The sequence below is a fragment of the Stenotrophomonas sp. GW821-FHT02D01 genome (assembly GCF_059421765.1).
This window is the reverse complement of record NZ_JBWKVP010000001.1, coordinates 756,061-780,332: the sequence shown is the minus strand read 5'-3', so window position 1 is coordinate 780,332 and position 24,272 is coordinate 756,061. Positions and strand designations below refer to the sequence as shown.

At 67.3% G+C, this 24,272-nt stretch carries 24 protein-coding genes; 21 read left to right on the top strand and 3 right to left on the bottom strand.

Annotated elements, in window-relative coordinates; translation table 11 throughout:
• Window positions 1-6: 6 nt before the first annotated feature.
• Window positions 7-2,253 (bottom strand): TonB-dependent siderophore receptor, encoded by a 2,247-nt coding sequence (locus tag AC07UW_RS03600; RefSeq protein ID WP_495211452.1) that lies wholly within the window; start codon window positions 2,251-2,253, stop codon window positions 7-9.
• Between the two features lie 287 nt (window positions 2,254-2,540).
• Between AC07UW_RS03600 and AC07UW_RS03595 the strand changes: the two genes are divergently transcribed.
• Window positions 2,541-3,956, top strand: a complete 1,416-nt coding sequence (locus AC07UW_RS03595) for a GGDEF domain-containing protein (protein ID WP_025873773.1) — start codon at window positions 2,541-2,543, stop codon at window positions 3,954-3,956.
• Window positions 3,957-3,996: 40 nt separating this feature from the next.
• On the opposite strand, the gene AC07UW_RS03590 is transcribed toward AC07UW_RS03595, so the two are convergent.
• On the bottom strand, window positions 3,997-5,178 hold the full coding sequence (locus AC07UW_RS03590) for an MFS transporter (protein WP_495211451.1): 1,182 nt from the start codon (window positions 5,176-5,178) through the stop codon (window positions 3,997-3,999).
• A gap of 79 nt (window positions 5,179-5,257) precedes the next feature.
• Between AC07UW_RS03590 and AC07UW_RS03585 the strand changes: the two genes are divergently transcribed.
• The 15 genes from AC07UW_RS03585 to map all read left to right on the top strand — a co-directional run bounded on the left by AC07UW_RS03585 (window position 5,258) and on the right by map (window position 17,851).
• Entirely contained in the window at window positions 5,258-5,707 is a 450-nt protein-coding gene (locus AC07UW_RS03585) for a winged helix-turn-helix transcriptional regulator (RefSeq protein WP_336026022.1), read from the top strand.
• Window positions 5,708-5,781: 74 nt separating this feature from the next.
• Window positions 5,782-6,906 carry a metallophosphoesterase gene (locus AC07UW_RS03580; RefSeq protein WP_495211450.1) on the top strand — a complete coding sequence of 375 codons (1,125 nt, stop codon included), beginning with the start codon at window positions 5,782-5,784 and terminating at the stop codon, window positions 6,904-6,906.
• A 131-nt stretch (window positions 6,907-7,037) separates the two neighbouring features.
• On the top strand, window positions 7,038-7,709 hold the full coding sequence (locus AC07UW_RS03575) for a response regulator (RefSeq protein WP_025873777.1): 672 nt from the start codon (window positions 7,038-7,040) through the stop codon (window positions 7,707-7,709).
• Window positions 7,706-9,085: a sensor histidine kinase gene (locus AC07UW_RS03570; protein ID WP_336026015.1), complete on the top strand. Its 1,380-nt coding sequence runs from the start codon at window positions 7,706-7,708 to the stop codon at window positions 9,083-9,085. The genes AC07UW_RS03575 and AC07UW_RS03570 overlap by 4 nt, the downstream gene beginning before the upstream one ends.
• Window positions 9,086-9,164: 79 nt before the next feature.
• Window positions 9,165-10,001, top strand: coding sequence for an alpha/beta hydrolase (locus tag AC07UW_RS03565; protein WP_495211449.1), 837 nt, complete (start codon window positions 9,165-9,167; stop codon window positions 9,999-10,001).
• 1 nt (window position 10,002) lies between these two features.
• Window positions 10,003-10,362, top strand: coding sequence for an EamA family transporter (locus AC07UW_RS03560; RefSeq protein WP_223494587.1), 360 nt, complete (start codon window positions 10,003-10,005; stop codon window positions 10,360-10,362).
• Complete coding sequence (locus AC07UW_RS03555; RefSeq protein WP_025873781.1) at window positions 10,359-10,757, top strand: DMT family transporter; 399 nt, start codon at window positions 10,359-10,361, stop codon at window positions 10,755-10,757. Before AC07UW_RS03560 ends, AC07UW_RS03555 begins: the two co-directional genes overlap by 4 nt.
• Entirely contained in the window at window positions 10,754-11,956 is a 1,203-nt protein-coding gene (locus AC07UW_RS03550; protein ID WP_336026008.1) for a DegT/DnrJ/EryC1/StrS family aminotransferase, read from the top strand. Before AC07UW_RS03555 ends, AC07UW_RS03550 begins: the two co-directional genes overlap by 4 nt.
• Before the next feature lie 152 nt (window positions 11,957-12,108).
• Entirely contained in the window at window positions 12,109-12,795 is a 687-nt protein-coding gene (locus tag AC07UW_RS03545) for an MtnX-like HAD-IB family phosphatase (protein ID WP_336026006.1), read from the top strand.
• A 48-nt stretch (window positions 12,796-12,843) separates the two neighbouring features.
• A complete protein-coding gene (locus AC07UW_RS03540; RefSeq protein ID WP_032976023.1) occupies window positions 12,844-14,244 on the top strand; it encodes an aspartate aminotransferase family protein in 1,401 nt (466 codons plus the stop codon).
• A 32-nt stretch (window positions 14,245-14,276) separates the two neighbouring features.
• Complete coding sequence (locus AC07UW_RS03535) at window positions 14,277-15,341, top strand: GNAT family N-acetyltransferase (RefSeq protein WP_495211448.1); 1,065 nt, start codon at window positions 14,277-14,279, stop codon at window positions 15,339-15,341.
• A gap of 3 nt (window positions 15,342-15,344) precedes the next feature.
• Complete coding sequence (locus tag AC07UW_RS03530) at window positions 15,345-16,229, top strand: arginase family protein (protein WP_336026002.1); 885 nt, start codon at window positions 15,345-15,347, stop codon at window positions 16,227-16,229.
• Between the two features lie 189 nt (window positions 16,230-16,418).
• Window positions 16,419-16,778, top strand: a complete 360-nt coding sequence (locus tag AC07UW_RS03525; protein ID WP_033830670.1) for a bleomycin resistance protein — start codon at window positions 16,419-16,421, stop codon at window positions 16,776-16,778.
• Window positions 16,779-16,845: 67 nt separating this feature from the next.
• Window positions 16,846-17,058, top strand: a complete 213-nt coding sequence (locus AC07UW_RS03520; RefSeq protein ID WP_025873788.1) for a ParD-like family protein — start codon at window positions 16,846-16,848, stop codon at window positions 17,056-17,058.
• Window positions 17,059-17,068: 10 nt separating this feature from the next.
• Complete coding sequence (gene map, locus AC07UW_RS03515) at window positions 17,069-17,851, top strand: type I methionyl aminopeptidase (RefSeq protein ID WP_336025998.1); 783 nt, start codon at window positions 17,069-17,071, stop codon at window positions 17,849-17,851.
• Here map and AC07UW_RS03510 read toward each other — a convergent pair.
• Window positions 17,848-18,462, bottom strand: a complete 615-nt coding sequence (locus AC07UW_RS03510) for a LysE/ArgO family amino acid transporter (protein ID WP_025873790.1) — start codon at window positions 18,460-18,462, stop codon at window positions 17,848-17,850. The two genes, map and AC07UW_RS03510, sit on opposite strands and share 4 nt — an antisense overlap.
• Window positions 18,463-18,566: 104 nt before the next feature.
• On the opposite strand from AC07UW_RS03510, the gene AC07UW_RS03505 reads away from it, so the two are divergent.
• The 5 genes from AC07UW_RS03505 to AC07UW_RS03485 all read left to right on the top strand — a co-directional run bounded on the left by AC07UW_RS03505 (window position 18,567) and on the right by AC07UW_RS03485 (window position 24,250).
• Window positions 18,567-19,460, top strand: a complete 894-nt coding sequence (locus AC07UW_RS03505) for a LysR family transcriptional regulator ArgP (RefSeq protein ID WP_336025995.1) — start codon at window positions 18,567-18,569, stop codon at window positions 19,458-19,460.
• 84 nt (window positions 19,461-19,544) lie between these two features.
• Window positions 19,545-20,948: a TolC family protein gene (locus tag AC07UW_RS03500; protein ID WP_495211447.1), complete on the top strand. Its 1,404-nt coding sequence runs from the start codon at window positions 19,545-19,547 to the stop codon at window positions 20,946-20,948.
• The gene (locus AC07UW_RS03495; protein ID WP_229291083.1) at window positions 20,941-21,954 is read left to right on the top strand and encodes an HlyD family secretion protein; all 1,014 of its coding nucleotides are present in this window, start codon (window positions 20,941-20,943) and stop codon (window positions 21,952-21,954) included. Before AC07UW_RS03500 ends, AC07UW_RS03495 begins: the two co-directional genes overlap by 8 nt.
• On the top strand, window positions 21,939-23,126 hold the full coding sequence (locus AC07UW_RS03490; protein WP_495211446.1) for an ABC transporter permease: 1,188 nt from the start codon (window positions 21,939-21,941) through the stop codon (window positions 23,124-23,126). Before AC07UW_RS03495 ends, AC07UW_RS03490 begins: the two co-directional genes overlap by 16 nt.
• Window positions 23,123-24,250 carry an ABC transporter permease gene (locus AC07UW_RS03485; protein WP_223494565.1) on the top strand — a complete coding sequence of 376 codons (1,128 nt, stop codon included), beginning with the start codon at window positions 23,123-23,125 and terminating at the stop codon, window positions 24,248-24,250. The genes AC07UW_RS03490 and AC07UW_RS03485 overlap by 4 nt, the downstream gene beginning before the upstream one ends.
• The last annotated feature ends 22 nt before the right edge of the window (window positions 24,251-24,272 follow it).

Here is a 24,272-nt window from a genome sequence, read left to right as displayed (position 1 = left end):
TGATGATCAGAAGCCGAAACGCAGGCTGGCCCAGTACGCCCGGCCGGGTTCGTTGTAGGTCGCCGCACCGGCGTCACTGCTGTTGGCCTCGCGGAACAGGCGCTTGTCGGCCAGGTTGTTGACGCCGAAGCCCACGCTGACCGTGTCGGTCACCTTGTAGCGCGCGCTCACGCCCCAGACGTTGTACGCGCCGCGGGTCTGCAGCACGGTGGACGCATCGCAGTTGGCGGTGCAGCGCGGATCGTTGTTGATGTTGGCCGTGGCCGGTTCCTGCTTGCCGTAGAAGGTGCCGGTCAGCAGCAGCGACAGCTGCTCGGTGGCCTGCCAGTCCAGCATGGTGTTGACGGTGTACTTGGGAATCACCGACAGCGGCTGGCCGGTGCTCTTGTTCTCGTTCTCCACCATGTAGGTGAAGTTGTTGCTCCACTTCAGGCGGTCGCCCTGCTCGCCCAGCAGCGGGATCACCAGGTTGCCCTCGAGCCCCTGCACGATGGCCTTGGGTGCGTTCTCCCAGCGGAAGATGCGGCCCTTGCGGTCGGCCGTCAGGCCGATCTGGGTGTAACCGGCCTGGATCTTGTCCTTGTAGTCATTGTGGAAATAGGTCAACGAGGCCTGCCAGCCGCTCTGCGGTGCCCACTCCACGCCCAGTTCCTTGTTCAGGCTGGTCTCTGCCTTGAGATCCGCATTGCCCTGCATGTAGCAGCCGGCGCCCAGGCTCGGCAACGCGTTCGGGCAGCCGTTGCCACGGGTGTAATACAGATAGTCCGGGTTGGACTGGTACAGGTTCGGCGCCTTGAACGCGCGTGCGATGCCGCCCTTGACCACCCAGTCACTGTTGAGCCGGAACTGCGCGTTGAGGCTCGGACTGGTGTTGTTGCCGAACTGGCTGTGATGGTCGAAACGCAGGCCCGGGGTCACGATCCAGCGCTCACCGAGGTAGATGTTGTCTTCCACGTAGACGGCGGTGGTCTGTGCATCGGACTTGCCGCGTGCACGATCGGCCGAAAGGCCCGGAATGCCGCCACCGCTGCTGCTGGACTGGCTCATCGAATAGGGATCGGTCAGCCGGCTGTCGAGGTACTCGAAGCCCAGCGTCCACACGTTCTCCGCGCCGCCGAGGCTGGTCGGGAAGCTGACCTCGCCGTCCAACTGGTAGTTGCGCAGGCGCGAGGTCGACCAGTCGGCGCCATTGAAGCTGCCTTCCGGGCCGCCGGCCAGGCCTTCGTTGATGCGCGAATTGTTGACCCCTTCCACCGCTGCCGTCAGCCGCGAGCTGACATCGCCCCAGCGTCCGCGATGGGTGATCGCGCCGGTGGTGCGGTACATGCGGTTGGTCTCGGCCTGCTGCTCGGCCAGCGCGGCCAGGTCGACGCCGGTGGAGGTACCAGTGGTACTGACCGCACGATCGCCAGCATAGATGTTGCCCTGGCGGCTGGTACCGGCCTCGAACTCGACCACCTGGTTGGCGGTCACGTCCCAACGCAGCAGCGCGTTGACGTCGCGGTTCTTGACGCCTTCGCGCCCCGCCGGCGGTACCGCATTGGCACCAGTGGCGAAGTCGCGGTTGAGATCCAGCGAATCGGCATCGGTCTTGTTGAGGTTGCCGTACAACCGGAACGACAGCGTGTCGGTCATCGGCCCGCTCAGCTGCAGGCCGAGGCGCTCGCTGCCGCCCTCGGCACTGTGTTCGGGCACCAGGCCGTACAGGTCAACCGCACCGGTCAGGTCGCCGGTCGGGCGCTTGGTGATGATGTTGACCACGCCACCGGAGGCACCCGAGCCATAGCGTGCCGCTGCCGGGCCGCGCAGCACTTCGATGCGTTCGATCATTTCCGCCGGCACCCAGTTGGTATCGCCGCGCGTGTTGCGCTCGCCACTGCGGCCCATGCGCACCGCGTCGCGTGCACCCACGCGCTTGCCGTCGATCAGGATCAGGGTGTTTTCCGGCCCCATGCCGCGCAGATCGATCTGCCGGTTGTTGCCGTACTGGCCCGAAGCACTGTTGCCGGTCAGATTGACGCCGGGCATCGTCCGCAGCAGTTCGGCGATGTCGTTGACCGGCGGCCGCTTGGCGATGTCCTCGGCGGTGATGGTGGAGGTGCCCAGCGCCTGCCGCGCGATCTGCGAGGCAGTGACATGCACGGTGTCGATATCGGTGGCATCGGTTTCCGCATGGGCGGTGACGGCAGCGGTGGCCAGCAGCGCAGCCACGGCAAGCGCCAGCGGGCGCGGTGAAAGAGTGTTTGCAGGCATGTTCTGAACCTTCTGGCAGGGCAACGGAAGCCTCTGGCATAGGGCACGAGGCGGCGACGGGGGAGGCGGAACGATCACTGCGGGATGCCCGCATGCCGGTTCCTGCCGTCATTTTTTCACAAATGCGAGTGATTCTCAAATGCGTCAACGCATTGCGGCATCGGCCGGCATGTGCTTCACCCGCGTTTTTCGGCCTGCATGGCGCTTAAACTGGCCGGCTTCCCTGCCATCAACCGTCGACAGCCGCGGCCGATACCGTGGTCTGTTGTGCGCCGTTAGAGATCGACGTGGATACACCCCAACTGGACGAAGCCAGCCAACCGCTGGCCCAGGCCTGGCAGCAGTGTCTGCTGCTGGCCGGCCCCGCCGCCGCCGCGCTGCTGCATGCCGTGGCCGCCGATGCACCGCCGACGCTGGCGCAGCGCTTCTACGAAGTGCTGCTGCAGGACACGCGTGCGCGCCGCTTCCTGTCCCACGAACAGGTCAAGCAGCGCCTGCAACCGGCGATGCAGCGTTGGCTGGCCCAGCTGCTGACCACCGATGCGGATGGCATTGCCGCTACCGTCGCCGCACAACGGGTGATCGGCGATGTGCACGCACGGGTCGGTATTCCGGTGGACCTGGTGGCCCGCGGTGCGCGCGTACTCAAGCACGAGCTGTTCATCCGCCTGCGCGCCGATGCCGCTGACAACGACACCGCCTTCGCCGCCATCGATTGCCTCAGCGCGATCATGGACATCGCCATGGAAGGCATGACGCTGGCCTATACGCACGCCCGTGAGCGCTCTTCGCGCACCGATGCGGCGTACCGGCTGTTCTCGCTGGTGCAGAACGTCAGCACCGAGCGCGAGCGCCAGCGCGCCCTGCTGCTGGATTGGGAAAACAGCCTGCTGTACACCCTCGCCGGCCATGCGACCGGTGCCGACAACGCCAGCCTGGCGAGCTCGGAATTCGGCCTGTGGTTCACCCACAAGGGCATTCCCAGCTTCGGCGAAAGCAGCGAGACGCAGCAGGTGGGCCAGCTGATGGCACGCATCGACAGCCGCCTGCAGCGCGCCACCGATGAAGATCCGGCACGGCGGCTGACCGCCCTGCCGATGATCCGCGAAGACCTGGCCACCATCCGCAACCTGATGACCCTGCTGTTCGAACGCATCGGTGAACTGGATGCGGGCAGCGATGCGTTGACCAACCTGCTCAACCGGCGCTTCCTGCCGACCGTGCTGCGCCGTGAGATCGAGTTGTCCACGCGCAACCACACGCCGTTCTCGTTGTTGCTGCTGGACCTGGACCATTTCAAGGCGATCAACGATGGCCACGGTCATGACGCCGGCGACCGCGCGCTGCAGCACGTCGCAGCCCTGCTCGGCCAGCAGACCCGAGGCAGCGACTACCTGTTCCGCTACGGCGGCGAGGAGTTCGTGGTGGTGCTGGTGGCGGCAAGCGAGTCGCAGGCGGAGGTGATCGCCGAAAGCCTGCGCCGGCAGATCGCACAGTCGCCGATCACCCTGCCCAATGGACAGACGCTGGCGCTGACCGCGAGCATCGGCGTGGCCGGACACGATGGTCATCCCGATTACGAGCGGCTGATGGCGCGCGCCGACGCGGCGATGTATGCCGCCAAGCGACAGGGCCGCAACCGGGTGGTGGTGGCCGACGACGCACTGCCGGAAGCTCCGGGACGACGCGCGCTGCAACGTTGAGCCTGCAGCGCGCGTGACGTGGTGTCGGACGGTCTCGACGCTACGCGGCGTCCTTGCGCGGTATGCGCCACGTCGCCCACCACGTCAGTGCGAGCAGCGCGATGCCCGCGCCCAGCGCGCACACCGCCGGCCACCCATAGCGCGCCTGCGTCCAGGTGCCTGCCGCAGCCCCCACACCGCTGCCCACGGCATAGAACAGCATGTACAGCGCCACCAGGCGTCCATGCTGTTCGGCCGGTGCACGCAGCAGCAGGGCCTGGTTGGACACATGCAACGCCTGCCCGCCCAGATCCAGCACCACTACGCCCAGCAGCAACAGGGCCAGCGAGTACGGCAGGCCCAGCAACGGCACCCAGGCGACCAGCATCAGCAGCAGCGCCCCCAGGCTCATCCGGTGGGCAAGGCCACGATCCATCCAGTGCCCGACCCGCGCTGCCAGTAGTGCGCCGATGATGCCGGCCAGGCCCAGCGCGCCGATGGCGGCGGTCGACCAGTTCAACGGCGGCGCCGACAACGGCAGCGGCACCGCGGCCCAGAACACGTTGAGACCGGCAAACAGGAACAATGCCAGCGGCCCGCGTTCGCGCAGCGCGCGATCCTGCCGCAGCATATCGGCCATCGAACGCAGCAGGTTGCGCCACGACGGCGGCATTGCGGGCACCGGCACGTGCGGCAGGCGCCGCCATAGCAGCAGTGCCAGCGCCGCCATCAGCAATGCCGACAGCACGTACACCGCGCGCCATCCCGCTACGGCGGCTACCGCACCTGAGACCACGCGCGCCGATAGGAGGCCGATGAACACGCCGCCCTGGACCATGCCGACCACCCGCCCGCGTTGCTCCGGTGCAGCGAGATTGGCGGCGTAGGCGATCAGTCCCTGGGTGAGCGCGGTACCCAGCAGACCCGCCAGCAGCATGCCCGACAGCAACCACGCGGTGCTGCGGGCGGCGGCCAGCCATAGCAGCGCCACCACCAGCGCCAGCAGTTGCATCCGCAGCAGTCGACGGCGGTCGCCACGGTCGGCCAACGGCAGCAGCCCGAGCAAGGCCAGCACGCTGCCGGCCTGGGTGGCGGCCAGCACTGCACCGGCCACGGCGGCATCCAGAGCGAAATCATGGGCCAGGCGCTCCAGCAGCGGCTGCGCGAAATAGACATTGGCCACGCTGGCACCGGCAGCAATGGCGAGCAGGCCCGACACGGGGCGGGACAGCGAAGGCATCATCAGTTTGGTTGCATTTTGAAACCAGGTGCACGGTAGCGCCACTGGTTTTAAACTGCAACCACAATCGAGGGAGTCCGCCATGCACGCCAACAGCCCCTGCCCCGTGGCCCGCAGCGCCGATCTGCTCGGCGACCGCTGGGCATTGCTGGTCATCCGCGATGCCTTCGATGGCGTCAGTCGCTTTGGCGATTTCCAGCGCAGCCTGGGCGCGGCGCGCAACATCCTCAGCGACCGCCTGCGGCGCCTGGTCGAGGCGGGGCTGCTGGTGCAGCAGCCCGCCGCCGATGGCAGCGCCTACCACGACTATGTGCTGACCGCGGCCGGCCAGGACCTGTTTCCGCTGCTGGTGGCCCTGCGCCAATGGGGAGAACGGCATTGCTTCGCTGCTGGCGAAGCGCACTCGCAACTGATCGAATCCAGCAGCCGCCGGCCACTGCCCTACATGCAACCCCAAGGCCGTGACGGCCAGCCCGTGCGCGCCGCCGATACCCGCGTGCGCAAGCTCAAGGGGGAAGGCGGCCGGGGCTGATCCGCCCGTTCGCGCACACCGGTGGCGTCCGTGGGCGGTTAGCATCGCTCGTCTCCTGCCGCTGGATGCCGCCGATGCCGAACCACGCCCGAACCCTGTCGATCCTGCTGCCACTGGTCCTGCTGCTGGCCGCACCACCGGCCTCTGCCCGCGACGTGGCAGCACCTGCAGAGCACGTGGACAGCGACGGCCCTTACCTGTTCCGTGAGGGCGCGCAGCTGAAAGCGCAGTGGATCTGCCAGGACCAGGTGGAAACCCACAGCGTGCAGGCCGGAACCGATGGCACGGAGGTTGCCGCGCGCTGCGGCTACCCGCATGCGGTGCATGTGCTGCCGCCGAACGCGCCGTCGGCATCGATACTGCCGGCCGTGCCACGCATCGTCGCCGTGTCCGACATCCACGGCCAGTACGCGCTGCTGGTCCGCCTGCTGCGCGCCAACCGGGTGATCGACACGCAGGACCGCTGGGCACTGGGCACGGATACGCTGGTGATCGCCGGCGACGTGTTCGATCGCGGCCCGCAGGTGACCGAAGCGTTCTGGCTGCTGTATGGCCTGCAGCAGCAGGCGGCCGCCGCCGGTGGCGCGGTGCATTTCGTGCTCGGCAACCACGAGACCATGGTGCTGTACGACGACCTGCGTTACGTCAATCCGAAATACCTGCGCAGCGCGCAGCTGCTCGGTCGCAGCTATCCGCAGCTGTATGCTGCCGACTCGGTGATCGGCCAGTGGCTGCGCACGCGGCCGGTGCTGCTGCAGATCGGCGATACCCTGTTCCTGCATGGCGGCATCTCGCCCGAAGCGGTGCAGATGGCATTGGACCCGGCCCACACCAATGCCGCCTACCAGGCCTCGCTGGGCATTCCCAAGGCCGAGGTGAAGGCAGCCCCCGCCACCGCACCGTTGTACGACGGCAAGACCAGCCCGATCTGGTACCGCGGCTACTTCGACGGGCGCCTGGACAGCCAGGGCGTACAGGCGGTGCTCGACCGTCTCCAGCTCAAGCGCATCGTGGTCGGCCACACCTCGATGCCACACGTCAGCAGCTTCCACGACGGCCGCGTGATTGCCATCGACAGCAGCATCAAGAATGGCGAGAACGGCGAACTGCTGTTCATCGAGGACGGCAAGCTCAGCCGCGGCCTGCTGGACGGATCGCGGGTGCCGCTGGCCAAGGGCCAGCCTGGCCTGCAGGACTGAACGAAGGGCCAGCGCCGGGTGCGCCTGGCCCCCTCACGCCTGCCACCTCCACCCGGTTTGCCGCTACCCTCGGCAGCCGAGAGGCCCGCCCTGTCCAGCGGGCGGCCCATCCGCCCCCAGGAGCCCCGCGCATGCGCGTACTCATCGCAGAAGACGACCCGGACATCGCCTCTGGCCTGTGCGCCTCGATGCGCCGGCAGGGCCACGTGGTCGACCACGTGGACAACGGCGCGCATGCCGATGCCGCCCTGAACTCCACCCAGTACGCGCTGCTGGTGCTGGACCTGGGCCTGCCCCAGCTGGATGGCCGCGACGTGCTGCAACGGCTGCGCCAGCGCGGCGATGGCCTGGCCGTGCTGGTGGTCACCGCACGCGATGGCCTGGCCGAGCGCGTGCGCGTGCTCGACCTGGGAGCCGACGACTACCTGGTCAAGCCCTTCGCGCTGGACGAATTCGAAGCACGCGTGCGTGCACAGCTGCGCCGGGTCACCAGCAACGGCAACCCCGACCTGCGCATCGGCCGGCTGCGCCTGGACCTGACCGGTCACCGTGTGTGGATAGACGAGCAGACGCTGGAGCTGACCGCGCGCGAATTCGGCCTGCTGTCCGCCCTGGCGGTGCGTGCCGAGCGCATCGTCTCGCGTGCGCAGCTGGTGGAGGCCCTGTGCGACTGGGGCCAGGACCTGACCGACAACGGCTTGGACATCGCCCTGCACCGCCTGCGCCGCAAGCTGCAGCCGGGCGGCATGGGCATCCGCACGGTACGCGGGCTGGGTTACATGCTGGAAGACGCCAGCGCGTGATCAGCGGACCGCCCAGCCTGCGACGGCGTCTGCTCGCCTTCCTGGCGCTGCCGATGCTGGGTCTGCTGACCTTCAACACGCTGCTGGCTTACTACGTGGCGCTGGACTACTCCAACCGCATCCACGACCGCAACCTGACCGATGACACCGTGTCGTTCGCACAGATGCTCAGCACGATGCCGGTCAGCAGCGACCTGTCCCCGCAGGCACGTTTTCTCATCGAATACGACCCCGACGGTCATCGCTACTTCAACGTCGACAGCAGCCGCTTGGGCACCATCGCCGGCAACGCAGATTTCAGCGCCTATGCGCCCTCGCAGGACTGCAGCGGCACGCACCCGGCCCTGTACGAAGGTGAATTGAACGGCCAGCAGGTGCGCATGTCGACGGTCTGCACCCAGGCGATGAACGATCCGCAGGACCAGCTGGCGGTGACCGTGGCCGAAAGCATGGCCGACCGCCGCCAGCGTGCACGCGAGATCCTGATGATCGTCATTCCACTGATGGCCATGCTGGCCCTGGGAATGGCCGCGCTGGTCTGGTTCGGCGTCACCCACGGCCTGCGTATCCTGACCCCGCTGACCTCGCGCCTGGCCCAGCGCCGCGGCGAGCTCGCACCGATTTCCGATGCCGACGTGCCCGAGGAAATCCAGCCCCTGATCAGCACCATCGATGGCCTGTTCGCGCGGCAGGCGGAAATGATCACGCTGCAGAACCGCTTCATTGCCGATGCCGCCCACCAGTTGCGCTCGCCGCTGGCGGGCATGGCACTGCACGTGGACCAGGCACTGGCCCACGGCGATCCGGAGACCGTGCGCGAAGCGCTGCAGAACATCCGCCGGCTCAACCAGCGGACCGCACGCGTCAGCACCCAGCTGCTGGCGTTGAGCCGTGCCCAGACCGTGCCGGAGACGGTGGAGGCACTGGACCTGTCCGAACTGGTGCCGCAATGGGTGGGCATGCGCGTGCCCGAAGCGATCCGCGATGGCATCGACCTGGGCTACCTGGGTCCGCAGCAGCCGGTGCGGATACTGGGCAACGGCGCCCTGCTGCACGAGGCGGTGGACAATCTTATCGACAACGCCCTGCGCTACGCCGGCGCAGATGCGACCGTCACGGTCGGAGTGCAGGCCCTGGACGACAACGATGTCGAGCTGTACGTCGAAGACAACGGCCCAGGCGTACCCGAGGACGTGATGTCGCGGCTGGGGGAACGCTTCTTCCGCGCGCCCGGCACTGCCGCCAGCGGCACCGGCCTGGGCCTGGCCATCGCCCATGAGGCCGTCGAACACCTGGGCGGACGCCTGGGCTACCTCAACCGCCCCGGCGGTGGCCTGAAGGTGTCCATCACCATACCGTTGCTGAAGGGCCCTTGATCCAGACGGACCGTTGAAAGGTTGCCGAAAATCGCGCTTGCGATGCTGACCTTCCCGACTGCCGCGCTGGAGCCGACTGGTGCCTGCATCCCATGAGTTCTTTCTTCCCGGTGGCCCGCAGGGTGTCCTGCTGATCCATGGCCTGACCGGCACGCCCGCCGAAATGCGCATGCTGGGCAAAGGGCTGAACAACGCGGGCTTCAGCGTGCATGGCGTGCAGTTGCCGGGTCACTGCGGCAGCGTCGAAGACCTGCTGCAGACCCGATGGGAACAGTGGTACCAGGGCGTGGAAGATGCGGCGGCGGACCTGCGTGGCAAGGTCGACCAGCTGTTCGTGGGCGGCCTGTCGATGGGGGCGGTGCTGGCGCTGGCGCTGGCCGCGCGGCGGCCGGACTGGGTCTCCGGCGTGGGGGTGTACGGCGCCACCTTCCGCTTCGACGGCTGGAACATTCCGGCGGTCGCACGCTTCTCGTTCCTGCTGCCGTGGTTCAAGCGCCTGGGCATCGGCCGCGACCGCATGTTCATGGAAGAGCCGCCGTACGGCCTGCGCGACGAGCGCCTGCGTGCGCAGGTCAGCGCCGCCATGCTCTCTGGTGACAGTGCCGCTGCCGGCCTGCCAGGCAACCCGTGGCATGCATTGGCCGAAATGCGTGCACTGAGCACCTGGACACGGCGTCACCTGCACCAGGTCACGGCACCATGCCTGGTGATGCATGCCCGCGAGGACGACGTGGCCAGCATGGGCAACGCCGAACTGGTGATCTCGCGCGTCAGCGGACCGACCGAACTGGTGGTGCTGGAAGACAGCTACCACATGATCACCATCGATCGCGAACGGCGCGAGGTGATCCGCCGCAGCGCGCGCTTCTTCAGCGACATCGGCGAACGTGCGGGCGTGCTGCAGGCGGTCGCCTGAGATGGGATCGCTTGCGACCCTGCTGTGGCTGGTCAACGTGGTGCTCGATACCAGCGGCCAGTTGGCCTTCAAGGCTGCCGCCAGCGACCCGCAGGATGGCGAAGGCCTGCAGCGCTGGAAACACATGTTCGGCCGTCCCTGGCTGTGGCTGGGCATCGCCTGCTATGTGCTTGAATTCGTCGCCTGGATCGCCTTCCTGTCACTGGTGCCGTTGTCGCAGGGCGTGCTGCTCGGCTCGATCAACATCGTCGCGCTGATGGTGGCCGGCCGCATCCTGTTCCGCGAGCGGCTGACGCCGTTGCGGGTGACCGGCATGCTGCTGGTCAGCGCCGGCGTTGCCGTGGTCGGAGCCGGAACATGAGGCGGCTGTACCTGGTCGGCTTCCCGCTGCTGATGGCCTTCGACACCCTGGCCCAGCTGTGCTTCAAGTATGCCGGCGACGCCGCGCTGCCGGTCGAGGCCAACAGCGCATGGCTGCTGCGCGTGCTGTCACAGCCCTGGGTATACGGCGCGATGCTCGGTTACGTCGGCGCGTTCTTCACCTGGATGAGCCTTCTGCGGCACGCGCCGATCGGCCCCGCGTTCGCGGCCTCGCACCTCGAAGTGATCAGCGTGCTGCTGCTGTCGGCGTGGCTGCTGCACGAGCCGTTGACGCTGCATCACCTGATCGGTGCGGTGCTGATCGTGGCCGGCATCATCTGCCTGGGCCGCGCCGAGGCGGATGATCCGCATGCTGTTACCGAAGCAGCCCCGTGAGCCTGCTGTCGCGCGAGTTGCCTCCCACCGCTGGGCTGCCCCTGCAGGCCGGCGATTTCCTTCCCGGTGGCGGTGACCTGTGCACGATTCTTGCCGGGCAGCTGGGCACGCCGCCGCTGCAGCTGACCTGCTCGGGCACCCATGCCCTGCTGATCGCCCTGCGCACCCTGCGCAGGCGCGCGCCGCAGCGCGATACGGTGATCCTGCCGGCCTATACCTGTCCGCTGGTACCGATTGCCGTGCACAGCCTCGGCCTGCGCATACACCTGTGCGATACCCGCCGCGACCATTTCGATTTCGACCCGGCGGTGCTGCACGCCGCAGCCGATGCACGCACGCTGGCGATCATTCCCACGCATCTGGGCGGGCGCATCGCCGATGTTGATCGCGCATGTGCCATTGCGCACCGCGTCGGTGCGTGGGTGATCGAGGACGCCGCACAGGCACTGGGTGCACGCGTGGCCGGCAACAGCGTCGGCCTGCGCGGCGATATCGGCTTCTTCAGCTTGGCCGCCGGCAAGGGTCTGAGCCTGCATGAGGGCGGTCTGCTGCTGACGCGTGATGAAGAACTGCGTGCGGCTTTGATCGAGCAGGCCGCAGGACACACGCCCTTCAAGCCGCGCTGGGAACTGACCCGCAGCCTGCAGCTGCTGGGCCTGGCGGCCTGCTACCGCCCTTCCCTGCTGTCGCTGGTGTATGGAAATCCGCTGCGGCGTGCCCTGCGCCGCGGCGACCTGGAAGCTGCGGTGGGTGACGTATTTCCACTGGATATTCCGCAGCATCACGTCAGCCGCTGGCGGCAGAGCGTCGGTGCACGCGCAGCACAGCGCCTGCCCGATTTCCTGCAGGCCGCCCGTCTGCGTGCGCTGCAGCTGCGCATGCAGCTGGAGTCGCTTCCCGCCGTTGAAGTGGTGGACGGAATGCCTGGCACCCAGGGCACCTGGCCGATGCTGATGCTGCTGCTGCCCAGCGAACGTGCGCGTGACAAAGCACTTTCATCGCTGTGGCAGCGCGGCCTGGGTGTCAGCCGCATGTTCATCCATGCATTGCCGGACTATGCCTATCTGCGAGGCGTCGTTGCAGACGCGCACGTACCCAATGCCCGCGACTTCGCCGCCCGCTCCCTGACCGTGGGCAACAGCCCCTGGCTGACCCACGAAGACACGCGCGAGATCGTAAAGGTACTGGCAGGCCAGTAGTGGCCGAAGCCTGCTTCGCGCCTACTGACTGAACGCTTCCCGAGTGCCTTCGTTCGGGCTTTCAGGTGGAAAGGAACGAGAAAGACGGCCTGCCTACATTGGCCCCGTCGCCGGCATCGTGCCAAGGCCTCTCTTCATCGACGGAGCTGCCCATGCAATGGAGCATCCTGTGTGACTTCGATGGCACCATCAGCCTCGAGGACGTCATCGATTCACTGCTGGAAAACTTCGGCCAGCCCGGTTGGCAACAGCTGGAAGACCAGTGGCGCTCCGGCGAGATCGGTTCGCGTGAATGCATGCAGGGCCAGGTCCGCCTGCTGAAGCTGGATCCGGCCACCCTCGATGCACACCTGGACCAGGTACGGATCGATCCGGGCTTCGCCGCCTTCGTCAATCGCGCGCAGGCGTTGGGCCTGCCACTGCGCATCGTCAGCGACGGCCTGGACTACGCAATCCATCGCATCCTCACCAACCACGGCCTGCCGCCGCTGGCTGTGGTGGCCAACCACCTGCGCTGGTGTGACGGCCATTGGCAGCTGGAATCCCCTTACCAGGCCGAAGGCTGCCGCAGCGGCACCTGCAAGTGCACCTGCGCGGCGCAGGCGCGTGCTGACGAAGCTCCCCGCGTGTTGATGATCGGTGATGGCGCCTCGGATTTCTGCGTGTCCGAACACGCCGATTTCGTGTTCGCCAAGCGTCGTCTGATCGCCCATTGCACCAACGCCGGCATTCCCCACGCCGCCATCGACACCTTCCATGACGCCACTGCGCTGCTGCCGCGCCTGCTCGACGGCAGCCTGCTTCAACCCTCGCTTCCGCGGCTGCTCGCCACCGCCTGATCGCTCCGCCCGTTGCTTCCTTCGAATGCCCTCTCCGGAACCGAACCGATGAATATTTTTGACAAGAACGCCGATGCCGCCATCACCGATGCGCAGCTGCTGGCAGACGAAGCCCGCTACAGCTCCTTCGGTGACACCGTGCACTACGTCGATCCGCCGAAGATCTTCCAGCGCTGCGAAGGCAGCTACATGTTCGATGCCGCCGGCACCCCGTACCTCGATCTGCAGATGTGGTATTCGGCGTGCAACTTCGGTTACGCCAACCAGCGCCTGAACAATGCGCTGAAGGACCAGATCGATACCCTGCCGCAGGTCGCCAGCCAGTATCTGCACCCGACTCGCGTGCAGCTGGCCAAGACCATCGCGGTGGACATGCACGAGAAGTTCGGCCTCGACGGCCGCGTGCACTTCAACGTGGGTGGTGCGCAGGCGGTGGAGGATTCGCTGAAGATCGTCCGCAACGCGCGCAACGGCAAGAGCCTGATGTTCGCCTTCGAAGGCGGCTACCACGGCCGCACCCTCGGCGCCTCGTCGATCACCTCCAGCTACCGCTACCGCCGCCGCTACGGCCATTTCGGCGAACGCGCGATGTTCATCCCGTTCCCCTATCCCTTCCGTCGCCCGAAGGGCATGACCCCGGACGAATACTCCGACCACTGCGTGCACCAGTTCGAGCGTCTGTTCGAAAGCGAGTACAACGGCGTGTGGGATCCCAAGGTCGGCCAGGCCGAGTACGCCGCGTTCTACGTCGAGCCGATCCAGGGCACCGGCGGCTACGTCATTCCGCCGCGCAACTTCTTCAAGGGCCTCAAGCGCGTGCTGGACAAGTACGGCATCCTGATGGTCGTCGATGAGATCCAGATGGGCTTCTGGCGCACCGGCAAGCTGTGGGCCATCGAACACTTCGATGTCACCCCGGACGTGCTGGTGTTCGGCAAGGCGCTGACCAATGGCCTCAACCCGTTGTCGGGCCTGTGGGCGCGCGAAGAGTTGATCAACCCGACCGTGTTCCCACCGGGCTCCACCCACTCCACCTTCAACTCCAATCCGCTGGGCACGCGCCTGGGCCTGGAAGTGCTGAAGCTGGGCAAGGAGATGGACTACGAGCGCACCGTGCCGGAGAAGGGCGCCTACTTCCTCGACGGCCTGCGCGGCCTGCAGAAGCGCCATCCGGAAATCGGCGATGTCGATGGCCTCGGCCTGGCACTGCGTGCGGAAATCTGCGCCGCCGATGGCTTCACCCCGAACCGTGAACTGCTGGACCGCATGGTCGACATCGGCCTGGCCGGCGACCTGCTGCACGACGGCAAGCGCATGGGCCTCGTGCTCGATGTGGGTGGCTGGTACAAGAACGTGATCACCTTCGCACCCTCGTTGAACATCAGCTACGAAGAGATCGACCTGGCGATCACCCTGCTGGACCAGCTGCTGACCAAGGCCAAGGGCTGAGCGGGAATGCGCTGCCGGTTCCCGTGCCCCGCATGGACATGATCCCGCGTGTATCCAGCACCGCGCTGGAACCGGCCGCGTTGCTGGAGGGCTTCCTGGCCCACCCACCCCTGGGGTTCGATGCCAGCCGCCTGCCCAGCGGCCTGCCCAGTTTCCGTGCGCCATTGGATCTGACCACAACCCTGGACGATGCACTGCGCACGCGCCTGCTGGGGCTGCCGCTGTCGCGCCTGTGGCAGCCGTGGCTGACCTGGCAGACGCGGTTCATCGGTGCCACCAGCACCGAGTACACGCCGCTGCCGGGGCATGTTTCTGCGGCGGCACTGGCCGACGACGTGCTGCGCCATGGCGTCGGTGACAGCCGGCTGCTGGTGGTCAAGGATCTGGCGATCGATTCGCCCTTGCTGGACGATGCCGCCAACGCACACAGCCACGCCTTCCTGCAGGCGCTGGAAGCACGCGGTTTCATCCCGCTGGAGGGCATGCCGCTGGCATGGGTGGCGATCGATTTCGATTGCATCGACGCCTATCTGGCACGCCTGTCCGCAGGGCGTCGCAAGAACATCCGGCGCAAGCTGCGCTCACGCAGCAACCTGCAGATCGACTGCATCGCCACCGGTGCCCCTGCCCTTGCCGAACCGCGGCTGCAGGCCGAACTGCATGCGCTGTACCTGCAGGTGTATGCACAGAGCGCCGTGCATTTCGACCGGCTCGACCTGCCCTTCTTCCAGCACCTGCTGGCAGACACGCAGGGACAGGGGCGCTTGTTCCTTTACCGCCACAACGGCGAGCTGATCGGCTGGAACCTGTGCTACGTGCATGCCGGCAAGCTGGTGGACAAGTACATCGGCCTGTCCTATCCGCAGTCGCGCGACCACAACCTGTACTCGGTCAGCTGGATGCACAACCTGGAATACGCGTTGCAGCACGGCCTCAGCCACTACGTTGCCGGCTGGACCGATTCACGCATCAAGGCCGAACTGGGTGCCCGCTTCACCTCCACCGTACACGCGGTACATGCGCGTTCGCCGCTGCTGCGCGCCGTCCTGCGCAGGCTGGCCCCGCACCTGCAGGCTGAGCCGGATGGAGGAGGCTGACCGATGCAACTGCGTCCGCCGCTGATCCTCGACCTCGATGGTGGCGTACTGCCATTGCCACAGGCACGCACGCTTGCGCTGCAGCACTGGCATGACCCGCTGCGCTTTGCCTGCCGCAACGCCACGCTGTCACGCTTCGCCACTGAAGTTCTTCGGCCGCTGCCGGCACAGCTCGGCACGGTCATGCTCGGCAGCGGCGACTTCCACCATCTCAGCCTGCCGCTGCTGCAGCACCTGCACACGCGTGCCCCGTTCCAGCTGGTGGTGCTGGACAACCATCCGGACAACATGCGCTTTCCCTTCGGCATGCACTGCGGTTCCTGGGTGAACGCTGCCGCCGCATTGCCACAGGTATCGCATGTGCATGTGCTGGGCATCACCTCCGCCGATATCGGCCTGGGCCATGCGTGGGAGAACCACTGGCGGCCGCTGCTGGGGCGGCGGCTGACCTACTGGTGCATGGATGTGGATGTGGGCTGGGCCAGCCGCATGGGCATGGCAGCTGCCTTCCGCCGCTTCGACCATCCCGAGGCCCTGGTCGCCGCGTTCGCCGCCGAACAGGCGCAGGCCCCTCAACCGACCTACCTGTCGATCGACAAGGACGTGTTCGCTGAAGATGTCGCGCGAAGCAACTGGGACCAGGGCCGCTTCCAGCTTGAACACGCGCTGATGGTGATCGAGGCCCTGCGCACCGGTGGACTGGTGGGCAGCGACATCACCGGCGAGGTGTCACTTGCCAACTACCAGAGCCGTTTCAAGCGTTGGTTGTCATCGCTGGATGGGCAGCCCAACATCAGCGCCGATGATCTGCCGGCATGGCAGCAGCAGCACCAGCAGGTGAACCGCGAACTGCTGGCGGCGATGGCCGCAGTGCCGGCGGCCTGCTGACCCCGCCCTGTAGTGCCGGCCGCTGGCCGGCAGCTGTACCACGATGTGCCAACCAAGGTTGGCACCTGCCAGACCCAGGCAGAGTCGGTAGTGCCGGCCGCTGGCCGGCAACCTCATTGTTCCCGGGCTCACGAGGATGCCGGCCAGCGGCCGGCACTACACTGGACGTCCGCCCCCGGAGCCGCCGCCATGCCCCAGACCGTCATCCCGCAGCTGCGCATGCGCCATGCCGATACCAGCCTGCCCTTCTACGTGCAGGGCCTGGGCTTCCTCGTCGACTGGGAGCACCGCTTCGAACCCGGCTTCCCGCTGTTCGCCCAGCTCACCCGCGAGGGCCAGACGATCTTCCTGACCGAACACACCGGCGACTGCGAGGTGGGCGGTGCGGTGTATTTCATCGTCACCGACGTCGATGGCCTGCACCGCGCGTTCAGCGCTGCGGGAGTACCCATCGAGCAGCCGCCACACGATACCGACTGGGGAAGCCGCGAGATGCTGATCGTCGACCCGGACGGCAATCGCCTGCGCTTCGCCACCGACGCTGGCTGAATGCCACGCGCTTGAGCGGGAATATACGTTTCGTATACGCTTCATATATTTCCAATCGAGAACGCCCATGGGCATCGTCAACATCGATGACACCCTGCACGACCAGCTGCGCCGTGCCTGCACCGTCTCCAACCGCTCGATCAACGCCCAGGCCACGTTCTGGATCCGGGTCGGCATGCTGTGCGAGATGAACCCGACCCTGAGCTTCCAGGACGTCGTCGCCAGTGAACTGCGCGCCGCCGGTGTGCAGCCGCAGCTGCTTGCCCCCGGGCGGGCCTGAGCCGATGGCCATGATCAAGCGCCCCGACGAGATCGACCGCCTGGCCGAGTCCGGGCGACTGCTGGCGCAGGTCTTCGCCATGCTCGACGCGCTGCCGCTGCAGGGCCGCAGCACGCTGGAGATCAACGACATCGTCGAACGCATGATCGTCGACGACCTGCAGGCACGGCCCGCCAGCAAAGGGCAGTACGGTTTCCCGTACGTGCTCAATGCCTCGATCGACAATGTCATCTGCCACGGCATGCCGTCGGCCGATGACGTGCTGCGCAATGGCCAGATCGTCAACCTCGACATCACGCTGGAGAAGAACGGCTACATTGCCGACTCCAGCACCACGTATGTTGTGGGTGATGCCGACTACGCCGCGCGCAAGCTGGTGCAGGTGACCTACCAGGCCATGTGGAAAGGCATCGCCGCCGTGCGGCCCGGCGCGCGCCTGGGCGATATCGGCCACGCCATCGCCCGCCACGCCCGCAGCCACGGCTACAGCGTGGTCAAGGAGTACTGCGGCCACGGTATCGGCCAGGAGATGCACGAGGAGCCGCAGATCCTGCATTACGGCCATGCCGGCACCGGCATGGAGCTGGAGGAAGGCATGGTGTTCACCATCGAGCCGATGCTCAACCAGGGCAAGCCTGCCATCCGCCAGCAGCCGGACGAATGGCCGGTGTATACCCGCGACGGCAAGCTGTCGGCGCAGTTCGAGCACACGGTGGCCGTGACCGGCAGCGGCGTGCGCGTGCTGACCCTGCGCCCTGGTGAAACCCCGTTGTGCGCGGTGGATGCGGCCTAGAGCGGGCGCAGCAGCAACAGCAGCGCAAGGCACAGCATGAAGGCCGCCACGCCTGCATCCAGCAACCGCCATGCTGCCGCGTTGCGGAACACCGGCTGCAGCAACCGTGCACCGAACCCCAACCCGCAGAACCAGAGCACGCTGGCCACGCAGGCGCCCGCTGCGAACACCCAACGCAGGTCACCCGGGTAGCGCGTGGACAGGCTGCCCAGCAGCACCATCGTATCCAGGTACACGTGCGGGTTGAGCAGGGTGAACGCCAGGCAGGCCAGCAGCACCTGCCGCCGGCTGCCACCACTGGCATCGGCAGCGGCCAGCGCGCTGCCACCCCGCCACGCGCGCAGCCCGGCCTGCAGCCCATAGCACAGCAGGAAGGCGGCCCCGCCGAAGCGCAGCACCTGCAGCAGCAACGGCCACTGCAGCACCAGCGCCCCCATGCCGCCCACCCCGGCGAGGATCAGCGCGATGTCCGCGCCCATGCAGGCCAGCACCACCATGCCCACGTAGCGGCGCTGCAGCCCCTGGCGCAGCACGAAGGCGTTCTGCGCGCCGATGGCGATGATCAGGCCGGCGCCCGCAAACAGGCCGGCCAGAGCCGCAGCAATCCACATCCGACGCTCTCCACCTTGAAAGGAGACGCAGGGTGCGACGAACCAACCCGTTAAGGCCAGCTGGTTTTTCTTTATCCTGTGCAGAAAAACTGAAGAGGCACCGCGTGGACCTGGTACATCCGCAGTTGAGCGCCTTCACCGCCGTGCTCGAAGAAGGCAGCTTCGAGGCCGCCGCACGCCGCCTGTCGATCAGCCCGTCGGCGTTGTCGCAACGGATCAAGGCGCTTGAGGACCGGCTGGGCCAGGTGCTGGTGGTGCGCCAGGCCCCGTGCCGCCCTACCGCTGCCGGCGAAGTGCTGCTGCGGCGGGTGCGGCCGATGCAGGCACTGCAGGCCGAAGCGCTTGCCGAACTGCTGCCGGAACGCGGCAGCGATGCCACCCGTACGCCGATTCCGCTGGCGGTCAACGACGATTCGCTGGACACGTGGTTCGTCGCCGCCATCGCCGAGCTGCACCAGCGTCACGGCTACCTGTTCGACCTGCGCATGGACGACCAGGACCACACCCTGGAACTGCTGCGCACCGGCAGCGTGCTTGGCGCGGTCACCGCCGAACGCAGACCGCTGAAGGGCTGCAACGTGCATCCGCTGGGCGCGATGCGCTACCGCGCCATCGCCTCACCGGCATTTGCGCGTCGCCACTTCAGCGCGGGCATGCAGGCCGAAGCATTGGCCTCGGCGCCGATGATCGTGTTCAACCGCAAGGATGAACTGCAATGGCGTTTCCTGCGCAGGCTCACCCGCGCGCGAATGCAACCGCCCGTACACTACCTGCCCTCCTCCACCGGCTTCGTCGATGCTGCCGCGCGTGGGCTGGGCTGGTGCCTGGCACCGGAGGCCCTGGTCACGCCAGCGGCAGAGGCCGGGCAGATAGTTGTGCTGGAACCGCATCGCTGGCTCGACGTACCCTTGTTCTGGCAGCATGCCGCCGTGCGTTCGAGCACGTTGCAACACATCACCCACGCGCTGCGTACCGCCGCGGGCAATACCCTACGTTGAAAAGAGCATGATCCAGACCACCGCAGACCCCGGCTTCACGCGCGGACCACTACCGTTTGCCCACTTCTTCACTACAGGAACGGCATGCGCCTGAGCTGCCCACGGACAAGGATTCATCGCGCGCTCGGCGCTGCCGGCCTGGCCTTGCTGGCCAGCCTGCCGCTGGCTGCAGCGGCACAGACCAGCGCGCCTCCCGCACTGGAATGGGAACAGGCGCGGCAGCGTCTGGAACAGGTCTCCGACGCGCTGGCCGCTGCTGATGCCGGCGTGCGCAACAAGGAAGACCTGCACGAGGCCACCCGCCTGCTGCGCCTGCCGGAGATCACCGGCGAAGTGCGGCGGCTGCAGTTCCAGAAGACACTGACCCTGCCGCTGGGCTCGCTGGCGCCGGTGGCCGAAGCCTTTGGCATCGACTCACCGCTGTCGTTCACCGAGCGCGACTGGCGCACACGGCCGGTGGTCACTGCGGTGCTGCCGCTGTACACCGGCGGCCTGATTCCGGCCGCGCAGCGTGCTGCCGGCGCGGCCAGCGAACAGGCCAGCGCCGAGCGCGAAGCGCAGCGGCAGTCGCTGACCGTGCAACTGACCCAGGCCTACTTCGGTCAGCGCTTGGCCGAACAGGCAGTGGTCGTGCGCCGCGACGTGCGCGATGGCTTGAACCGCCACCTGTCCGATGCCGAGAAACTGGAACGCGAAGGCTTCGCCACGCGTGCGCAGCGCCTGCAGGCCACCGTCGCCCGCGACAAGGCCGAGCGCGAGTACCAGAAGACGCTCAATGATCTGGCCACGCTGAAGGCTGCGCTGGCCACGCTGTTGCGCAGTGGCGGCGATGTGCAGCCGCTGTCGCCGCTGTTCGTGCAGCGCGCGCCGCTGGAACCGGTCGCCACCTTCGAGCGCACCGCGCAGGCACGGCAGCCGCAGATCGCCCGCCTGCGCGCGATCGTCGCGCAGGCCGAACAGGGCGTGCGCGTGCAGCAGGCCAAGCTGAAGCCAACGGTATTCCTGTTCGGCCAGTACGACTTCCGGCGCCGCGACGAAATGCTGACCGATCCGGACTGGGCGTTCGGCATCGGCCTGAAGTACACGTTCCTGTCGCCGAACTCACGGCCGGCACAGATCAGTGCAGCACGCGCGCAGCAGGAACAGGCCGAGGCCGGCCTGCGCGAGGCCGAGAACCAGGTCGCGCTGGGTGTGCGCAAGGCCTGGAACGAGCTGGAAACCGCACGCCAGCAGTTCGTGCTGCTGGACAGCAGCATCGCCCAGGCCGACGAGAACCTGCGCCTGCAGGAGCTGGCCTTCCGCGAAGGCCAGGCCACCTCGCTGGACGTGATCGACGCGCGGCTCGGTCTCGGCGGTGCCCGCGTCGAACGTGCGCAGGCCGCCTACCAATACGATATCGCCTTGGCACAACTGCTCGAGGTGAGTGGACAGATGGACCGCTTCGAAGACCATCGGCGGCGTGCAGACGAGGTAATTGATCATGAGTGATGTGTTGCACGACGAAGCAACTACGCCCCCGGGCAAGCGCCGGCTGGGGCCGGTTCTGCTGGTGGTGCTGCTGGTGGCGGTGGTGCTGGGCCTATGGCTGGCCTGGCGCAGCCCCGCCGACCAGATCCAGGGCATGGCCGACGCCGACACCCTCAACGTGTCCGCCAAGATCACCGCGCGCGTGGCCGAACTGAAGGTCCGCGAGGGCGATCGCGTGCAGGCCGGGCAGGTGCTGTTCCTGCTCGACAGCCCCGAAGTAGCAGCCAAGGAACAGCAGGCGCACGGCGCACTGGCTGCGGCGCAGGCGGTGGCCGACAAGGCTGCCGAAGGCGCACGCAGCGAAGACATCCGCGCGGCCGAAGCCAACTGGAAGCGCGCCGAAGCCGGTGCCACGCTTGCCGATGCCACCTACCGGCGCGTGCAGAACCTGTTCAACGAAGGGGTGATGACCCGGCAGAAGCGCGATGAAGCGGCGGCCCAGGCCACCAGCTCGCGCGAACTGGCCCGCGCCGCACGCGCCCAGTACGACATGGCGTTGACCGGCGCGCGCGAACAGGACAAGCGTGCCGCGCAGGGCCAGGTGCAGCAGGCCCAGGGCGCGGTGGCGGAAGTCAACGCCGCGCGCGTTGAAGTGGAAGGCCGCGCGCCGGTGGCCGGCGAGATCAACAAGCGCATGGCCGACCCGGGCGAACTGGTACCAGCCGGCTACCCGGTGTTCACCCTGGTCGACATCGACCGCATGTGGGTGTCGATGAACCTGCGCGAATCGCAGATGCAGGGCCTGAAGGTCGGCAGCAAGCTGCAGGGCAGCGTGCCGGCACTCGGCAAGGACGGTGAGTTCGAGGTCTACTTCATCAATCCCGCGGGCGACTACGCCACCTGGCGCACCACCCGCCAGTCATCGGGCTATGACGTGCGCAGCTTCGAAGTGCGGGTGCGCCCGGTACGCCGCATCGAGGGCTTCCGCCCCGGCATGAGCGTGCTGTTCGCATGGCCGCAGCACTGAACACCAGCCGCAGCAGCTTCGGCAGCTCATGGCAGCGCGAACTGCGCCGGTTGCGCAGCAACCGTGCGGACCTGGCGCTGGTCACCGTGCTGCCACTGTTGATGCTGGTGGTGATGGCCTGGATGTTCTCCGCATCGGTGATGCGCGATGTGCCGATTGCCGTGGTCGACCTTGACCACAGCAGCGACAGCCGCCTGCTGCTGCGCATGCTCGACGCCAGCCCCGGTGTGCGCATCGCCCGCCAACCGGTCGATATGGATGAGGCGCGCGCGCAGCTGCGTCGGCTGGAGGTGTTCGCGGTGGTACTGGTGCCGCGCGATGTGACCCGCCAGGCGCTGCGCGGCCGGCAGGGCACGGTGTTTTCCTATTACAACGCCACCTACATGACCACCGGCCAGTCCGCCGCGCGGGATATCGGCGACGCGGTATCGGCATGGAACGCGCGGTTGCTGCGCGAACGTATCGGCCTGCAGGTCGGGCCGGGCAAGCTGCGCGCCGCCCCGATCGCGGTGCAGTCGGACATCCTGTTCAACCCGGCGCGCAGCTACGAGCTGTTCCTGCTGCCACTGATCTTCCCGGCGGTACTGTCGCTGATACTGGCGCTGGCCGTGGCCGGCAGCCTCGGCCGTGAGATCCGCGACGGTACCCTGCCCGCCTGGCTGGGCCATGCACCATGGTCGGCCATTGCCGGCAAGGTGCTGCCCTACGTGCTGCTGTTCTCGTTGTACGGCGCGCTGGGCGCGGCCTACCTGGCCTGGCTGCGTGGCGACGGCATCGCTGGCAGCGTGCTTCTGCTGCTGCTCGCACAGCCGCTGTTCTACCTGGCCACCGCGGCCTATGCCCTGTTCTTCGTCGGCGTCACCCGCGACATGGGCACGGCCCTGTCTGCCGTGGGCCTGAGCATCGGCACCGCGCTGGCCTTTTCCAGCGCCACGTTCCCGGTGATCGACGCACCGTTGTTCACCCGCGTCTGGCACCTGCTGCTGCCGCTCAGCGCCTACATCAAGCTCCAGACCCAGCAGCAGTTCATCGGCTCGCCACTGGCCGTGTCGCTGTGGCCACTGGCCACGCTGCTGCTGATGATCGTGGTCGCCGGCGGCATCGGCGGCTGGCGCCTACTGGCGTTCGCGCGCACGCCGCAGGCCGCGCAACCCGCTGGAGCGGGCGCATGAGCAGGATCTGGCACAGCCTGCGGCAGACCCTGCTGGCCGTGCTCTGCGACCGCTATGCGATCGTGGTGATGGTCGGCGCGGTGATTCTGTACTCGTTCTTCTACCCCGCCGCCTATCGCCACCAGGTGGCCGGCAACCTGCCCGTGCTTGTGGTCGATGAAGACCACAGCGCGACCAGCCGCGAACTGCTGCGCAAGCTCGATTCGCTGCGCGTGGCCCATGTGGTCGGGCAACCGGCCGACCTGCTGGAGGCGCGTGCACAGCTGGAGGCCGGCCATGCCGAAGGCATCGTGCTGATCCCGGCCAACCTGGAACGCGACATCCTGCGTGGCCATCCGGCCAAGCTGGTGCTGCTCGGCAACGGCGCATATCTCGGCCGCGCCAGCTGGGTGCTGGGCAGCGTGGCGGATGCACTGGGCGCGTTCGGCCGCGAAGCGGCAGTCACCCAGGCCGCGTTCATGGGCGCGCCACAGGCGCCACCGGTCGCCCTCGTGCAGCGGCCGTTGTTCAACACCCAGGAAGGCTACGGCAGCGCGATCGTACCCGGCGTGGCCGAACTGATCGTGCACCAGACACTGCTGATGGGGATCGGCGTGCTGCTCGGCGGTCGCCGGCTGGCACTGGGCCGGCGCCTGCGCTTCGACCTGCCCACCCTGACCGGCATGGCGCTCGGCTTCGGCCTGATCGGGCTGTTCGGGCTGTTCTGGTACGCCGGATTCACCGCCTGGGTGCAGGACTATCCGCGTGGTGGCAATCCACTCGGGCAACTGCTGGGCGGTACGCTGTTCATCGCTGCCACGGTAGCCTTCGGCCTGTTCGTCGGCAGCTTCTTCCGCACCCGCGAACGCGCCTTCCAGTACATCATCGCCACCTCGATCCCGCTGTTCTTCCTGGCCAGCCTGTCCTGGCCGGCGGTGATGACCCCGCGCCCACTGGTGTGGCTGGCGCAACTGTTGCCCACCACTTCCGGCATCAACCTGATGGTGCGCCTGAACCAGATGGACGCCAGCCTGGCTGAGGTCAGCCACGAGCTGATCACCCTGACCGCCCTGCTGGTGCTGTACAGCGCCCTCGCCCTCTGGCGCCTGCACAGCAAAAAGGGGACGGAGGGGATTAAGTCGTAATCGGCGCGAAGGGGAGAAACCG